General features: G+C 71.7%; 9 protein-coding genes. 5 read left to right on the top strand and 4 right to left on the bottom strand.

Annotated elements, in window-relative coordinates; translation table 11 throughout:
- The first annotated feature begins 52 nt into the window (after nt 1-52).
- Nucleotides 53-2,863 (top strand): preprotein translocase subunit SecA, encoded by a 2,811-nt coding sequence (gene secA, locus ACZ3ZD_RS15890; RefSeq protein WP_467397149.1) that lies wholly within the window; start codon nt 53-55, stop codon nt 2,861-2,863.
- 191 nt (nt 2,864-3,054) lie between these two features.
- On the opposite strand, the gene ACZ3ZD_RS15885 is transcribed toward secA, so the two are convergent.
- Nucleotides 3,055-3,534, bottom strand: coding sequence for an Rv3235 family protein (locus tag ACZ3ZD_RS15885; protein WP_467397146.1), 480 nt, complete (start codon nt 3,532-3,534; stop codon nt 3,055-3,057).
- A gap of 332 nt (nt 3,535-3,866) precedes the next feature.
- Here ACZ3ZD_RS15885 and ACZ3ZD_RS15880 point away from each other — a divergent pair, with 332 nt between their 5' ends.
- A complete protein-coding gene (locus ACZ3ZD_RS15880; RefSeq protein ID WP_467397144.1) occupies nt 3,867-4,379 on the top strand; it encodes a DUF6912 family protein in 513 nt (170 codons plus the stop codon).
- 57 nt (nt 4,380-4,436) lie between these two features.
- Nucleotides 4,437-5,108, top strand: a complete 672-nt coding sequence (locus ACZ3ZD_RS15875; RefSeq protein ID WP_467397142.1) for an HAD family hydrolase — start codon at nt 4,437-4,439, stop codon at nt 5,106-5,108.
- Nucleotides 5,109-5,177: 69 nt separating this feature from the next.
- Here ACZ3ZD_RS15875 and ACZ3ZD_RS15870 read toward each other — a convergent pair whose 3' ends face one another.
- Nucleotides 5,178-5,744: a DJ-1/PfpI family protein gene (locus tag ACZ3ZD_RS15870; protein ID WP_401385704.1), complete on the bottom strand. Its 567-nt coding sequence runs from the start codon at nt 5,742-5,744 to the stop codon at nt 5,178-5,180.
- A gap of 655 nt (nt 5,745-6,399) precedes the next feature.
- On the opposite strand from ACZ3ZD_RS15870, the gene ACZ3ZD_RS15865 reads away from it, so the two are divergent.
- Nucleotides 6,400-11,343: an NAD-glutamate dehydrogenase gene (locus tag ACZ3ZD_RS15865; protein WP_467397138.1), complete on the top strand. Its 4,944-nt coding sequence runs from the start codon at nt 6,400-6,402 to the stop codon at nt 11,341-11,343.
- A 136-nt stretch (nt 11,344-11,479) separates the two neighbouring features.
- On the top strand, nt 11,480-12,961 hold the full coding sequence (locus ACZ3ZD_RS15860; protein ID WP_467397135.1) for a hypothetical protein: 1,482 nt from the start codon (nt 11,480-11,482) through the stop codon (nt 12,959-12,961).
- Between the two features lie 96 nt (nt 12,962-13,057).
- Here ACZ3ZD_RS15860 and ACZ3ZD_RS15855 read toward each other — a convergent pair whose 3' ends face one another.
- Together ACZ3ZD_RS15855 and ACZ3ZD_RS15850 are read right to left on the bottom strand one after the other, a co-directional pair.
- The gene (locus tag ACZ3ZD_RS15855) at nt 13,058-14,719 is read right to left on the bottom strand and encodes a glycosyltransferase family 2 protein (protein ID WP_467397133.1); all 1,662 of its coding nucleotides are present in this window, start codon (nt 14,717-14,719) and stop codon (nt 13,058-13,060) included.
- Nucleotides 14,716-16,929, bottom strand: a complete 2,214-nt coding sequence (locus ACZ3ZD_RS15850; protein WP_467397130.1) for a CDP-glycerol glycerophosphotransferase family protein — start codon at nt 16,927-16,929, stop codon at nt 14,716-14,718. The genes ACZ3ZD_RS15855 and ACZ3ZD_RS15850 overlap by 4 nt, the downstream gene beginning before the upstream one ends.
- Between the last annotated feature and the right edge of the window lie 48 nt (nt 16,930-16,977).

Below are 16,977 nucleotides of genomic sequence, written 5' to 3'. Positions count from 1 at the left end.
TCAGAAGGAAAACCGACCGTCCCAGGCCCGACCGGCAAGGAGACCAGCCCCCGTGTCCGTCCTCTCGAAGATCATGCGTGCAGGCGAAGGCAAGATCCTGCGCAAGCTGCACCGCATCGCGGACCAGGTCAACTCCATCGAAGAGGACTTCGTCGACCTCTCCGACGCCGAGCTGCGGGCCCTCACCGATGAGTACAAGCAGCGGTACGCCGACGGTGAGAGCCTGGACGACCTGCTCCCCGAGGCGTTCGCCACGGTCCGCGAGGCGGCCAAGCGCGTCCTCGGCCAGCGGCACTACGACGTGCAGATGATGGGCGGTGCCGCGCTCCACCTCGGCTATGTGGCCGAGATGAAGACCGGTGAGGGCAAGACCCTCGTCGGCACGCTGCCCGCGTATCTGAACGCCCTGTCCGGGGACGGCGTCCACCTCATCACGGTCAACGACTACCTGGCCGAGCGCGACTCCGAGATGATGGGCCGCGTCCACAAGTTCCTGGGCCTGAGCGTCGGCTGCATCCTCGCCAACATGACGCCGGCCCAGCGCCGCGAGCAGTACGCGTGCGACATCACCTACGGCACGAACAACGAGTTCGGCTTCGACTACCTGCGCGACAACATGGCCTGGTCGAAGGACGAACTGGTGCAGCGGGGCCACAACTTCGCCATCGTGGACGAGGTCGACTCCATCCTCATCGACGAGGCCCGGACGCCGCTGATCATCTCCGGCCCGGCCGACCAGGCCACCAAGTGGTACGGCGACTTCGCCAAGCTCGTCACCCGCCTCAAGCGCGGCGAGGCCGGCAACCCGCTCAAGGGCCTCGAGGAGACCGGCGACTACGACGTCGACGAGAAGAAGCGCACGGTCGCCATCCACGAGTCCGGCGTCAGCAAGGTCGAGGACTGGCTGGGCATCGACAACCTCTACGAGTCGGTGAACACCCCGCTGGTGGGCTACCTGAACAACGCCATCAAGGCGAAGGAACTCTTCAAGAAGGACAAAGACTACGTCGTCATCGACGGCGAAGTCATGATCGTCGACGAGCACACCGGCCGTATCCTCGCCGGCCGCCGCTACAACGAGGGCATGCACCAGGCGATCGAGGCGAAGGAAGGGGTGGACATCAAGGACGAGAACCAGACGCTCGCCACGATCACCCTGCAGAACTTCTTCCGCCTCTACAAGAAGCTCTCCGGCATGACCGGTACGGCGATGACCGAGGCCGCCGAGTTCCACCAGATCTACAAGCTCGGCGTGGTCCCGATCCCGACGAACAAGCCGATGGTCCGCAAGGACCAGTCGGACCTGATCTACCGCACCGAGGTGGCCAAGTTCGAGGCGGTCGTGGACGACATCGCCGAGAAGAACGAGAAGGGCCAGCCGATCCTCGTCGGCACGACCTCCGTGGAGAAGTCGGAGTACCTCTCGCAGCAGCTCAGCAAGCGCGGCATCCAGCACGAGGTGCTGAACGCCAAGCACCACGAGCGCGAGGCGCAGATCGTCGCCCAGGCCGGCCGCAAGGGCGCCGTGACGGTGGCCACCAACATGGCCGGCCGTGGTACGGACATCAAGCTCGGCGGCAACCCCGAGGACCTCGCCGAGGCGGAGCTGCGCCAGCGCGGCCTCGACCCCGAGGAGCACATCGAGGAGTGGGCCGCGGCCCTGCCCGCCGCCCTGGAGAAGGCCCAGCAGGCCGTCAAGGCGGAGAAGGACGAGGTCGAGCAGCTCGGCGGGCTCTACGTCCTCGGTACCGAGCGGCACGAGTCGCGGCGCATCGACAACCAGCTGCGCGGTCGTTCCGGCCGTCAGGGCGACCCGGGCGAGTCCCGCTTCTACCTCTCCCTCGGCGACGACCTGATGCGGCTGTTCAAGGCCCAGATGGTCGAGCGCGTGATGTCGATGGCCAACGTGCCCGACGACGTGCCGATCGAGAACAAGATGGTCACGCGCGCGATCGCGTCCGCGCAGGCCCAGGTCGAGACGCAGAACTTCGAGACCCGCAAGAACGTCCTGAAGTACGACGAGGTGCTCAACCGGCAGCGCGAGGTCATCTACGGCGAGCGCCGGCGCGTGCTGGAGGGCGAGGACCTGCACGAGCAGGTCCGGCACTTCATGGACGACACGATCGAGGCGTACGTTCGCGCGGAGACCTCCGAGGGCTTCCCCGAGGACTGGGACCTGGACCGGCTGTGGGGCGCCTTCCGGCAGCTGTACCCGGTGAAGGTCACCATCGAGGAGCTGGAGGAGGCGGCCGGCGACCGGGCCGGTCTGACCGCCGAGTTCATCGAGGAGTCCATCAAGGAGGACATCCACCAGCAGTACGAGGCCCGCGAGACGCAGCTCGGCTCCGAGATCATGCGTGAGCTGGAGCGCCGGGTCGTGCTGTCGGTCCTGGACCGCAAGTGGCGCGAGCACCTCTACGAGATGGACTACCTCCAGGAGGGCATCGGCCTGCGCGCGATGGCGCAGAAGGACCCGCTGGTCGAGTACCAGCGCGAGGGCTTCGACATGTTCACCGCGATGATGGACGGCATCAAGGAGGAGTCCGTCGGCTACCTGTTCAACCTGGAGGTGCAGGTCGAGCAGCAGGTCGAGGAGGTCCCGGTCGAGGAAGCCGAGCCGGTGGGCGACGGCGTGCAGGACACGGTGCCGGCGCAGGCGGGTGCGCGTCCGGAGATCCGCGCGAAGGGGCTGGACGTTCCGCAGCGGCGGGACCTGCACTTCTCCGCGCCGACGGTGGACGGCGAGGGCGGCATCGTCGAGCGTGACCTGGAGGACGAGGAGCCGGTGCGGTCCGAGTCCGACGGGCTCACCCGTGCCGAGCGCCGGCGCCAGGCCAAGGGTGGCCGCCGCCGCAGGAAGTAACGCCGACCGCGTGGTGAGAAGGGCCGGGTTCCCGTCGGGAGCCCGGCCCTTCCGCGTCGCCGCGCGGTGTGCCCGGCGGCGGAGTGACCCGCAGGGGCGCGGGAGACGCCGGGGCCTCCTCCGCGGCCTTCGGTGCCCCGGCGGGCGCGGAGGTGTGCGGCCGGCCCCGACGGGCCGGCACCCGCCGGGACCTACGACGGGCCCGTTTCCACCGCCGTGCAGCGCCAGCGGAGGTCCTTGCCGCGTTCCAGGCGGAAGGCCACGGCCCGGAGCCGGCCGCCGGCGGCGATGCGGGCGAAGACTTCCAGGGCGCCCTCGCTGGGAACGTAGTAGCCGATGTCGTGGACGCAGGGGCGGGCGCCGAGTGTGCGCAGGGGGCTGTGTTCGGCGAGGCGGGCGAGGTCGTCGTAGGCGCGGCCCGCGGTGTGCCGGAGCATCCAGTGGACGGGCCGCTGGCCGCTCAGGACGGCCAGCAGACGCTCGGCGAAGAGGTCGGTGGGCCGGGGCTGCCGCAGGGCCGCCCCGGGCAGCGTACGGGCCGTCTCCGGCCGTGTGGCCGTCGGTCGGCTGGGCATGCGGGGTGGGGCGCCGCCGGGGCGGCGGGAGTCGCGGCGGGTCGGCGGACGGTGCCGCGGGCGGGGCTGGGCGGTACGGCTCATGACCTTGTTCATGGGGGTCCCCGTTCGGCGGGCCCGGGGATACCGGGCGGTAACCAACTGGTGGGGATCTTGTACGGGGTGCGGGAGGCGGCGGCAAGGAAGGCGCGGCCGGCGGGGGAGGGGCCGGAAAGTCCACCTATCCGAGGGAAACAGGCGACCCGGAAGCCCGTGACCAAGCGGCGGGAGCGGGTGAATTCCGGGACCGGAGTCGACGCTTCCGCAGCTGCGGGCAGGGGCTCGAAAGGGGACGGGCGCACGTATCCTGAAGGCCCTCCGGGAGACGCGCCAGCCGCCCTCCCCGGGGCCAGCGAAGCCTTCGACAGGAACAGGAAAGAGCGGCCAGCATGCGCGTCTACGTCCCCCTGACCCTCCCCGCTCTCGCCGAGGCGCACAGGACGGGAGAGCTGGGGAGCGGCCCCCTCGTCGCGTACGCCGTCACGCCCGCGCTCCGCGAGTGGTACCTCTCCGACGACATCGAGGAACTGGAGTACGCGGCGCTGAGCCGGGCCGCGCTGGCCTCGCTGCGGCTGCTCGCGGCGGACCCGGACGCGGTACGGCGCCGGGTCGTGGTCGCCGTGGACGTGCCCGACCGCGCCGCGAGCGTCGACCCGGGCCGCGGGCTCGACCCGTCCGCTCTCGGCGAGGTCACCGTGACGGCGGGCGTGCCGCTCGCGAAGGCGGCCGCCGTGCACGTCGACGCCGAGGACGCGGAGCCGGACGTGGCCGCGGCGGCGAACGCGCTGGAGGCGGCGGACGGCGGGGACGACGACGCGCAGTTCGTCGTGGACGGCGCGGACGACCACGAACTGCTGTGGTACGCCACGCAGGAGATCCCCAACCTGGTCGGACCGGCCTGACCCGGGCCGATCCGGGTGGCGCCTTGATTGTCAGTGGGGGCGGGTACGGTCTTGGACATGGGGATGCACGCAAGGGCGACGCACATCGTCTGGGACTGGAACGGCACGCTGTTCCACGACAACGACGCGATCATCGGGGCGACGAACGCGGCCTTCGCCGAGCTGGGGCTCGCGCCGATCACACTGGAGCAGTACCGGGCGCTGTACTGCGTGCCGGTGCCGAAGTTCTACGAGCGACTGCTCGGCCGGCTGCCGACCGACGCCGAGTGGGAGCTGATGGACGAAGTCTTCCACCGGTACTACGCAGAGCACCGGGTGCGGTGCGGGCTGACCGAGGGGGCGGAGGAGCTGCTCCTGGGGTGGCGGTCGGCGGGGCACAGCCAGTCGCTGCTGAGCATGTACGGGCACGAGGAGCTGGTGCCGCTCGTGCGGGGGCTCGGGATCGAGGCGCACTTCATACGGGTCGACGGGCGCACGGGGCCGTCCGGGGGCAGTAAGGCCGAGCACATGGTGCGGCATCTGGAGGCGCTGGCGGGGGTCGTGGCGCCGGAGCGGACCGTGGTGATCGGGGACGCGGCGGACGACGCGGTCGCGGCGCGGCACGTGGGGGCGCGGGCCGTGCTGTACAGCGGCGGGTCGCACAGCCGGGAGAGCCTGGAGCACGTGGGGGTGCCGGTGGTGGACACGTTGGCCGACGCGGTGGCCGAGGCGTGGAGGACGGCGGCGTAACGGGGGCGCGCCGGGGCGGCCGGCCATGGTGGCCGGCCACGGGCGTCGGCCGCGTACTCGGCCGCGGAGTCAGCTCGCCGGTGCCTTGGAGCGCAGCACCTTCAGGAACTCCCGCATCCACGCGGGGTGGTCCGGCCAGGCGCGGGAGGAGACGAGGGTGCCGTCGACGACCGCCTCGGTGTCCTGGAAGCCCGCTCCGGCCGACTGCATGTCCGGCTCCAGCGCCGGGTACGCCGTGACCCGGCGGCCCCGGAGGGAGTCGATCGCGGCGGTGAGCAGCGGGCCGTGGCAGATCTGGGCGACCGGCTTGTCCGCGTCGAAGAAGGCCTTGAGGATCTTGCGGAGTTCGGCGTCGTTGCGCAGGTACTCGGGGGCCCGGCCGCCGGGGATGACGAGGGCCGCGTAGGCCCCCGGGTCGACCTCGGAGAAGGCCAGGTCGGCGGGCCAGGTGTAGCCGGGCTTCTCGGTGTAGGTGTCGTAGCCGGGCTCGAAGTCGTGGACGACGAAACGGAGGGTCTTGCGGGTGGGGGCCGCGATGTGGACCTCGTAGCCCTCCTCCAGCAGCCGCTGGTAGGGGTAGAGGACCTCCAGGGACTCCGCTGCGTCGCCGGTGACGATGAGGATCTTGGTGGGCATGTCGGCTCCTCCGGTCGTACTCCGGGCGGCGGGTGGGACTCTGGGCACCGTGCCCCCGCCGGGCGCGCTTGCCAAGAGGGCCCGGTTGTCTCTCAGAGTGCCGCCGTGGACGCGCGGACGCGACCGGGTGACCGAAGACGAGCCACACCGTCGCACCCGCGGGCGGGGAGTGCGGGGGGAACAAGCCACCCGCACCGATCCGAATACGCCACCCGCCCCCAGCCCGCCCCTGTGCAGAACGTCAAACTTCGACCCCCGGTTTTGTACACATACGGCTCATGACGGGCCCCCGGTAAGTGGCGATAGCCTTGTGGCGTGATCAGCGCGATAGCTCGCGGGGGCGATCCTGCTCCTGCCCTGCGCCCGGGTTGCACGGAACACCTCCGTGGCCGGGCGGCGGTCGCTGGTCTTCGCGGGCGGGACGGGAGCGCGGACGCTCCCCGGACGCCGAGGACGCTCCGGGACACGGCGGTGCCGAGCGCAGCGTCACAGTCGACGGACGTGCCGAGAATGGCCGAATACCCCCCGCTCATCCCCCCTCGCGGCATAGCGTCGGATCGGACCGGACACCCCGGGCCGTGGCGTCGAGCCGGAGGGAAAGAGCCCGTACTTCCTTCTACGTCACGCAACGGCGCGCGACAGGAGCCAGAGGACAATGCAGACCAAGCTGGACGAAGCCAAGGCCGAGCTGCTCGAAAGGGCCGCCCGGGTAGCTGAGAACAGCCCGGTCGGGGGGCACCTACCGACCGGGACGACGAGTGAGGGCACCCCCGGCACCCCGGACAGCGAATCCGTGCTCGCGTTCCTCCAGCGCTACTACCTGCACACCGCCCCGGAAGACCTCGCCGACCGCGACCCGGTCGACGTCTTCGGGGCCGCGGTCTCGCACTACCGGCTCGCCGAGATCCGCCCGCAGGGCACCGCGAACGTCCGGGTGCACACCCCGACCGTCGAGGAGAACGGGTGGACCTGCAGCCACAGCGTGGTGGAGGTCGTCACCGACGACATGCCCTTCCTCGTGGACTCGGTCACCAATGAGCTGACCCGGCAGGGCCGCGGCATCCACGTCGTCATCCACCCGCAGTTCGTGGTCCGCCGGGATCTGACCGGCAAGCTGATCGAGGTGCTGCCGACCCCGCCCGTCGGCGACCTGCCGCACGACGCGCACGTCGAGTCCTGGATCCACGTCGAGATCGACCGGGAGACCGACCGCGCCGACCTGAAGCAGATCACCGCCGACCTGGCGCGCATCCTGTCCGACGTCCGGGAGGCCGTCGAGGACTGGGAGAAGATGCGGGGCACCGCGACCCGGCTCGCCGACGGGCTGGCGGGCGAGCCCGCCCCCGGCGACCTGCCCGAGGCCGAGGTCGCCGAGGCCTGCGAACTGCTGCGCTGGCTGTCCGACGACCACTTCACCTTCCTCGGCTACCGCGAGTACCAGCTGCGCGAGGACGACACGCTCGCCGCGGTGCCCGGCACCGGGCTCGGCATACTGCGGTCGGACCCGCACCACGCCGAGGAGGACCGGCACCCGGTCAGCCCCTCCTTCGAGCGGCTCCCGGCCGACGCCCGGGCCAAGGCCCGCGAGCACAAGCTGCTGGTGCTGACCAAGGCCAACAGCCGGGCCACCGTGCACCGGCCGTCGTACCTGGACTACATCGGCGTCAAGAAGTTCGACGCGGACGGCAACGTCGTCGGTGAGCGGCGCTTCCTCGGGCTGTTCTCCTCGGCCGCGTACACCGAGTCCGTGCGCCGGGTCCCGGTGATCCGCCGCAAGGTCGACGAGGTGCTGAGCCGGGCCGGTTTCTCGCCCCACAGCCACGACGGCCGCGACCTGCTCCAGATCATGGAGACCTACCCGCGCGACGAGCTGTTCCAGACCCCGGTCGCCGAGCTGCAGGCCATCGTCACCAGCGTGCTCTACCTCCAGGAGCGCCGCCGGCTGCGGCTGTACCTGCGCCAGGACGAGTACGGCCGCTACTACTCGGCCCTCGTCTACCTCCCGCGCGACCGCTACACCACCGGCGTGCGCCTGCGGATCATCGACATCCTGAAGGAGGAGCTGGGCGGCACCAGCGTCGACTTCACCGCCTGGAACACCGAGTCGATCCTGTCCCGGCTGCACTTCGTCGTCCGGGTCCCGCAGGGCACCGAGCTTCCCGAGCTGTCGGACACCGACAAGGAGCGCATCGAGGCCCGCCTGGTCGAGGCGGCCCGTTCCTGGGCCGACGCGTTCGCCGAGGCGCTGACCGCCGAGTGCGGCGAGGAGCGCGCGGCCGAGGTGCTGCGCCGCTACAACCACGCCTTCCCCGAGGGCTACAAGGCCGACCACAGCCCGCGTGCCGCGGTCGCCGACCTGGTCCACCTGGAGCAGCTGAGCGAGGACAAGGCCTTCTCGCTCAGTCTGTACGAGCCGGTGGGTGCCGCGCCCGACGAGCGCCGCTTCAAGATCTACCAGAAGGGCGGCACGGTCTCCCTGTCCAAGGTGCTGCCGGTGCTGAGCCGGCTCGGCGTCGAGGTCACGGACGAGCGGCCGTACGAGATGCGCTGCGCCGACCGCACCACCGCCTGGATCTACGACTTCGGTCTGCGCATGCCGAAGTCGCTCGGCGGCGGCAACGGCGACTACCTGGGCGACGACGGCCGTGAGCGGTTCCAGGAGGCGTTCGCAGCGACCTGGACCGGCAAGGCCGAGAACGACGGCTTCAACGCCCTGGTGCTGAGCGCCGGGCTGACCTGGCGGCAGGCGATGGTGCTGCGCGCCTACGCCAAGTACCTGCGGCAGGCCGGCTCGACCTTCTCGCAGGACTACATGGAGGACACCCTCCGCAACAACGTCCACACCACCCGGCTCCTCGTCTCCCTGTTCGAGGCGCGGATGTCCCCGGACCGGCAGAAGGCCGGCCTGGAGATCACCGACGCCCTCCTGGAGGAGCTCGACGCGGCCCTGGAGCAGGTGGCCAGCCTGGACGAGGACCGCATCCTGCGCTCCTTCCTGACCGTCATCAAGGCGACCCTGCGCACGAACTTCTTCCAGGAGGCGCTCGGCGGCGAGCCGCACGACTACGTCTCCATGAAGTTCGACCCGCAGGCCATCCCGGACCTGCCCGCGCCGCGCCCGGCGTACGAGATCTGGGTGTACTCGCCGCGGGTGGAGGGCGTGCACCTGCGCTTCGGCAAGGTCGCGCGCGGTGGCCTGCGCTGGTCGGACCGGCGCGAGGACTTCCGTACCGAAATCCTCGGCCTGGTCAAGGCGCAGATGGTGAAGAACACCGTCATCGTGCCGGTCGGCGCCAAGGGCGGCTTCGTCGCCAAGCAGCTGCCCGACCCGAGCGTGGACCGCGACGCCTGGCTGGCCGAGGGCGTCGCCAGCTACAAGACGTTCATCTCGGCGCTGCTGGACATCACCGACAACATGGTGGCCGGCGAGGTCGTGCCGCCGCAGGACGTGGTCCGGCACGACGGCGACGACACCTACCTGGTGGTCGCCGCCGACAAGGGCACCGCGACCTTCTCGGACATCGCCAACGGGGTCGCCGGGCAGTACAACTTCTGGCTCGGCGACGCCTTCGCCTCCGGCGGCTCGGCCGGCTACGACCACAAGGGCATGGGCATCACCGCGCGCGGCGCCTGGGAGTCCGTGAAGCGGCACTTCCGCGAGCTGGGCGTGGACACGCAGAGCGAGGACTTCACGGTCGTCGGCATCGGTGACATGTCCGGTGACGTGTTCGGCAACGGCATGCTGCTGTCCGAGCACATCCGCCTGGTCGCCGCCTTCGACCACCGGCACATCTTCATCGACCCCACCCCGGACGCGGCCACCTCCTACGCCGAGCGCCGCCGCCTGTTCGAGCTGCCCCGCTCCAGCTGGGCGGACTACGACACCGGGCTGCTGTCGGCGGGCGGCGGGATCTTCCCGCGCACCGCCAAGTCGATCCCGCTCAACAGCCACATCCGCCAGGCCCTCGGCATCGAGGACAAGGTCGCCAAGATGACCCCGGCGGACCTGATGAAGGCGATCCTCAAGGCGCCGGTCGACCTGCTGTGGAACGGCGGCATCGGCACGTACGTGAAGTCGTCGGCGGAGTCCAACGCGGACGTCGGCGACAAGGCCAACGACGCGATCCGCGTCGACGGCAGTGACCTGCGGACCAAGGTCGTCGGCGAGGGCGGCAACCTGGGTCTGACCCAGCTCGGCCGGATCGAGTTCGCCATGCACGGCGGCAAGATCAACACGGACGCGATCGACAACAGCGCCGGTGTGGACACCTCCGACCACGAGGTGAACATCAAGATCCTGCTGAACGGTCTGGTCACGGACGGCGACATGACCGTCAAGCAGCGCAACAAGCTGCTCGCCGAGATGACCGACGAGGTCGGCGCGCTGGTCCTGCGCAACAACTACGCGCAGAACACCGCCCTGGCCAACGCCCTGTCCCAGGCCAAGGACATGCTCCACGCCCAGCAGAGGTTCATCCGCCACCTGGTGCGCGAGGGCCACCTGGACCGGGCGCTGGAGTTCCTGCCCACCGACCGGCAGATCCGTGAGCGCCTCGCCGGGGGCCAGGGCCTGACCAGCCCGGAGACGGCCGTCGTCCTGGCGTACACGAAGATCACGGTGGCCGAGGAACTGCTGCACACCTCGCTGCCGGACGACCCGTACCTGCGCGGTCTGCTGCACTCCTACTTCCCGACGGCGCTGCGCGAGCGGTTCGCCGAGGCGATCGAGAACCACCCGCTGCGCCGCGAGATCACCACGACGGTGCTGGTCAACGACACCGTCAACACGGGCGGTACGACGTATCTGCACCGGCTGCGCGAGGAGACCGGGGCCTCGCTGGAGGAGATCGTCCGCGCCCAGACCGCGGCCCGCGCGATCTTCTGCTCGGCGCCGGTGTGGGACGCGGTCGAGGCGCTGGACAACAAGGTCGAAGCGGGTGTCCAGACCCGGATCCGGCTGCACTCGCGCCGCCTGGTCGAGCGCGGCACCCGCTGGCTGCTCAACAACCGGCCGCAGCCGCTGCAGCTCGCCGAGACGGTGGAGTTCTTCGCCGAGCGGGTCGAGCGGGTCTGGCAGGAGCTGCCGAAGCTGCTGCGCGGCGCGGACCTGGAGTGGTACCAGCACGTGTACGACGAGCTGTCCGCGGCCGGCGTCCCGGACGAGCTCGCCACCCGCGTGGCCGGGTTCTCCTCCGCCTTCCCGGCGCTCGACATCGTGTCGGTGGCCGACCGCACGGACAAGGAGCCGCTGGACGTCGCCGAGATCTACTACGACCTCGCCGACCGGCTGAACATCACCCAGCTGATGGACCGCATCATCGAGCTGCCCCGCGCCGACCGCTGGCAGTCCATGGCCCGCGCCTCCATCCGCGAGGACCTGTACGCGGCCCACGCGGCGCTCACCGCGGACGTCCTGGCCGTCGGTAACGGCACCTCGACGCCCGAGCAGCGCTTCAAGGCGTGGGAGCAGAAGAACGCGGCGATCCTGAGCCGCGCCCGCACCACGCTGGACGAGATCCGCAGCTCCGACTCCTTCGACCTCGCCAACCTGTCGGTGGCGATGCGGACGATGCGGACGCTGCTGCGCACGCACTCGTAGGCGTACGACACCGCAGGCGCCCCCGGCAGCACGCCGGGGGCGCCTGTCACTTCCCTTTCCCGTCCCTTTTCCTGCTCTTCGCGAGGCTTCGGATAGGGTCGGCGGTGTGCACACCGCGCCGTCAGACATCCAACCGGTGACGCCCACGACATCGCCGGGCGGCCCCGCGTCGCGCGTCGGTCGGACGCTGCCGCAACTCGCCGCCGCGCTGGTCGTGGTGCTGCTGCTCCTGGTCGTCGTCCGCCTGCCGTGGGCGGGTGACCTCGGCATGCACGCGGCCACCGTGCAGCGCCTCGCGCACGACCTGCCGCACCCCGGCAACCCGCTGGTCGACGCGGACACGCCGAGCCCCTACTACTCGCCGTGGATGCTGCTGCTCGGCGCCGTCGCCAAGCTGACCGGCCTCTCCGTCTTCGTGGTGCTGCGGCTGGCCGCGCTCGCCGGGCTGGCGCTGCTGGTGACCGGGGTCTTCCGGTACGTCCGCACGCTCAGCGCCCATCGCGCCGCTCCCGCCCTGGCCCTGCTGAGCCTGCTGCTGCTCTGGGGGCCGGTCCTGTTCAACTGGAGCGGCTTCCTGGGGCTGAACTCCCTCGCGCTGACGGTGGCGTACCCCAGCGTGGTCGCGCTCGGGCTCAGCTTCCACTTCTGGGCCTGGCTGACCCGGGCGGTGCGCTCGGCGGCCGGGTGGGCGGTGTGGCCGGGGCTGGGGGTGCTGTGGGCGCTGATCCTGCTGTGCCATCAGTTCACCGGGGTCGTGGCGTCCCTGGGCGGGCTGGCCGTGGTGCTCGGCGCGAGGCCGGCGCGGGGGGTGCTGCTGCGGCTCGGTGCCGGGCTGGCCGCGGGACTGCTGGTGCTGTGGCTGTGGCCGTACTACGACTTCTTCGCGCTGTTCTCCGCCGGCGCCGACCTGGAGGCCATCCACCGGCCGCTCTACCAGGACCTGGCCGGCCGGTTCGGGCTCGTGCTGCTCGGGGTCGCGGCACTGGCCCTGCGGTGGCGGCGGGACCGCCGGGACCCGCTGGTCCTCTTCTTCGTCCTGGGCGTGCTGGTGTTCGCGGCGGGCGGTCTGAGCGGGCACTACTCCTGGGGCCGGGCCCTGCCCGCCGCGCTCGTCCCGGCGCAGCTCGCGGCAGCGCTCGAGGTGGTGTCGGCGGGGCGGCGGGCCGTGCGGCGGGGGTGGGCGTGTGTGCTGCTCGCCGCGCTGGCGGTGGGGGCGTGGACGCAGGCCGGGACGCTCGGGTACGTGGTGCCGCGGGACGCGCTTCCCCGGGTGGTCGCCGAGAAGTACCGGACGCCGTGGGTGGGTTACCAGTGGATCATGCGGGCCGGGGTGAGGTACGGGGATGTGGTGATGGCCCCTACGTACCCGGCCCGGCAGATCCCCGCGTACGGGCCGTACACGGTGGCGCCGGGGTATCCGGACGTGTTCCTCCCGGACGCGGCGCGCCGGGAGACGGCGGTGGAGCGGTACTTCGCCGGCGGGACCGGGGCGGCGGACCGGCGGGGGATCCTGCGGGAGTACGGGGTGCGGTGGGTCGTCGGGGGACCGTCGGCACCCTGGCTCCGGAAGGTGACCGTGGGCCCCGGCCACCAGACCCTGTACCGCGTGCTCCCCTGAGCCGAACGAGGTCGGCGGCCGCCCACCGCCGTCGGCAGGAGACCGCCTGCGCCCCCGTGCCGCGACGGCCCGCAGGCCCCGGCGGCCCCGCCCCCCTTACCGGAGGACGCTCGCCGCCAGGCGGGCGGCGTTGCGCAGCCGGGGATGGGCCAGGCGGTGCAGCAGGGGCCGGGTGACGCGGGCCGTCATGCCGACCGGGGCCCAGCGCAGCTGCAGGCGGCCGGGGTTGCGCAGTTCCGGTTCCAGCGTGAGGTCGTGGGGGGCGGCACCGGAGTGGTAGGGGATGCGGACCGTGCGCGACGGGAACTCCAGCGGGGCCAGGAGCAGGGCCGAGTTGGACAGGCCCTGCTGGTCCAGGCGGACCAGGGGGTGCCGTACGCCGGCGAAGCCGTGCAGCGGGACCTGCGCGGCGGCCAGGTCCAGTCGGGCCGTGCCCTCGAAGACACCGGGGCGGACCGGGTCGAGGCGGAAGGGCACCGTCATACGGCGCCTGCCGGGCGTCAGCAGCAGGGACGCGCGCTGGGGTCCGACGGGCATCCGCAGACCGGGGTCGTAGGTGCGGATCCTGAGGGTGAGGGTCGCGCCGGGGCCGGGCGTCAGCTCGGTGATCTCGTGGCGGAACAGGGCGGTGGGGAACGGCCGGGTGTCCAGCTCCAGCTCGCGGACGTCGAGTTCGCGGCGGGCGCGGTCCGTCGACGGGACGCTGTCGCCCCAGTAGGGCACGCCGTCGGGGCCGGTCGTCACCTGCCGTGGCGCCACCGGGTGCCCCAGCCCGCGCGCCGCCTGCCGCACCTCAGCCAGGCGGCCGGCGCGCAGCAGCTCCAGCACCACCCGCTCGGCGCGGGGCAGCCGGGCGTACGCGGCGGGGGCGAGCGTGTCCAGGTAGGGGGTCATGAGGTCCGCGAAGGACGTCAGCCACTCCTCGTCCCGGTACGGCAGGTCGCCCGCGTACATCCGGAAGTCGTGCTTGAGGAACTTGTAGTCCTTGTCCTCCCGCAGCCCCGCGTGCCCGCTGCTCACCAGGAAGTCGTCGATCAGCCGCTGGACGTGGACCCGGTCGCGGACGTTGGAGATCTTGTGCCGCTGGTTGGAGATGGAGGCGGCGGCCGCGGCGGCGAACGGCTCGATGTACCAGACGTACACCGGGTCCGGGATGATCGTGAACGCCTTCGCCAGGCAGTACGCCTGCGCCGAGAACAGCTGGTCCTCGTAGTGGATGCCCTCGGGGAAGCGCAGCTGGTGGCGGTCGAGGAAGGCGCGGGCGTACATCTTGCTGGTCGACAGGTGCTCGAAGAGGAGCCGGGGGTCCTGCTCGATGCCCTCCACCGTGCGGGCTTCGGCGACCAGGTGCGGCATCCACGTCGAGCGGCGGCCGTTGTCCACCCGGACCCGGCGGACCGCGCCCATGGCGAAGTCCACCTCCCGCTCGCGGTGCGCGGCGAGCAGCAGCTCCACGGCACGCGGCGGGAGTTCGTCGTCGCTGTCGAGGAACATCAGGTACGGCGCCCGGGCGATCTCGATGGCCCGGTTGCGCGGGGCGCTGCAGCCGCCGCTGTTCTCCGGCAGCCGGATGTAGCGGATCCGGTGGTCCTGGGCCGCCAGTTCCCGGGCGACCGCGGGTGTGTCGTCCGTCGAGTGGTCGTCGCTGATGACGATCTCGATGTTGGCGTGGGTCTGCGCGCGCAACGAGGCGACCGCGCGGGGGAGGCGGGCCGCGTCGTTGAAGACGATGACCGTGACCGTGACGTCGGGGGTCATGCCGTGGCCTCCTCGGGCGTCGGGGCGGGGGTGCGGTCTTCCAGGGGGAGCACCGGTGGCAGAGCGTCCTCCGGTTCGTTCAGGAACACCCGGCGTACGACCCGTTCGGCGGCGCGTCCGTCGTCGTACTCGCAGAACCGGCGGCGGAACGCGGTCCGCGCCTTGGCCGCGCTGTCGTCGCGCCAGGCACCGGAGACGAAGATCTCCGCGAGTTCCTCCTGGGTGCGGGCGACCTGGCCGGGGTGCTCGGCCATCAGGTCGAAGTAGACGCCCCGGGTGGTGCGGTACGTCTCCCAGTCGTCGGCGTAGACCACGATCGGGCGGTCCAGGTTGGCGTAGTCGAACATGATCGACGAGTAGTCCGTGACCAGCGCGTCGGCGGCCAGGCAGAGTTCCTCGACGGGGTCGTAGGAGGAGACGTCGATGATCCGGCCGGAGCGGCGCAGGCCGGTCAGCGGGGAGGCGGCGCCGCCGTAGAAGTAGTGGGCGCGCACCAGCAGGACGGTGTTCTCGCCGAGGCGGTCGGCGAGGGCGGCGAGGTCGAGGCGCGGGGTGTAGCCGGCCTCGTAGTCGCGGTGGGTGGGTGCGTAGAGGACGGCGGTCCGGCCGGGCGGGATGCCGAGGCGGTCGCGGGCGGCGCGGACGTCGGCGGCGGTGGCCGTGTAGTACACGTCGTTGCGCGGATAGCCGTAGTCCAGCGAGGTGTAGCGGGACGGGTAGGCGCGCTCCCACATGCGGGTGGAGTGGCTGTTGGCGCTGACGCTGTAGTCCCACTTGTCGATGCGGGCCAGCAGGGCGGCGAAGTCCAGGCCCTTGGCGGCGGCCGGGTGGTCCATCTGGTCCAGGCCCATGCGCTTGAGCGGGGTGCCGTGGTGGGTCTGGAGGTGGATCGCGTCCGGACGTTTGACCACCGCGTTCGGGAAGTTGACGTTGTTCGTCAGGTACTTGGCGGTGGCCAGGGTCTCCCAGTAGCGGCGGGTGCCGGGGACGGCGTGGTCGGTGCCGGGCGGCAGCAGGGCCGCGTTCTCCTTGTTCACCACCCACACCGGGTGGATGTGAGGGGCGAGTTCGGCGAGCTTCGCGGCGACCGCGGCCGGGTTGCAGGACACCCCGCGCTCCCAGTAGGCGGCGAACACGGCGAGGTTCGGGTTCACCGGGCGGTCGAGGGCGCGCTGGTACTGGTGGTCGCGGATCGTGGCGCCCAGCTGCCGCTTGCGGGTCCGTACGGCCTTGCGGGCGGCCCGGCGGGTGCGGTTGGCCGCCTGGAACGCGCGGTACTTGGTGTAGGCGCCCTCCTCCAGCAGCCCGTGCCGTACGCCCTCCAGGCCGGCCGGGCGCCGGTGGCCCTCGGGGCGCCAGCGGACGGCGGCCAGGGAGGCACGGCGGAAGAACTCGCGGGCCACCGCGTCGGGCAGGTCCTCGCGGGCGAAGGTGCGTACCAGGTCGCGCACCATCAGGTCGTACAGCACCGTGCGGGGGGCGCGCCGGTCCCGGGTGAGCGCGAGCAGCCACTCGTAGTGGTCGATGAGCCTCAGCCGGTCCTCGGGGGCGCGCGGCGGCAGGCTCTCGGGGCGCAGCACGCGGTGCTCGTACGCCGTCTGGTTCAGGCAGGCGACGCGGCCGGCCAGCAGCAGGGCCGCGTGGGCGGCGCGCGGCTCGTCGTCGGTGTTCAGCTGCTCCTCGTGGGCCTGCCAGAAGGCGGCGCGCAGGGCGCGGTTGCCCAGCAGCGGGGTGAGCCGCACCAGGTCGGCCGCCTCGGCCAGGGGCAGGCCCGCGCGGCCGACGGCGGCAAGGTGGCGGCCGTCGCGGGAGGGCCGGGCGGCGGTCTGCCAGGTGGTGGTGACGTGGTCGAAGAGGAGGACGTCCACGGGGCTGTCCGCCGGACCCGCGGCGTCCAGTTCGGCGGTCCGCTCGGCGATCAGGCGGGGCGCGCCGGCCGGCAGGCCGTCCTCGGTGTGGACGAAGTGCAGCCAGCGGCCACGGGCACGGGCGGCGCCGGCCGCGCGGGCCGCCGCGTCACCGGTGCCGTCCGGCAGCGGTACGACGATCGTCTCGGGGGCGTGGGCCTCGGCCGCCTCCCGCGCCCACGCGCCGACCGCGGCGACGATCACCTCGGCGTCGGAGAGGGGGTGGGACTCCAGGGAGCCAAGCAGCTCGCTCAGATGCCCCTGTGCGTTCGGCCCGTAGACGATCACACTCAGCTGGGGCATCGCAGTGGACTCCTTCGGGTCATGGTCTCCGCGCCCTTTCATAACATA

Source organism: Streptomyces sp. NPDC023481 (assembly GCF_055560195.1).
Note: the sequence above shows the minus strand (reverse complement) of the source record. Positions and strands in the feature narration are given on the sequence as shown.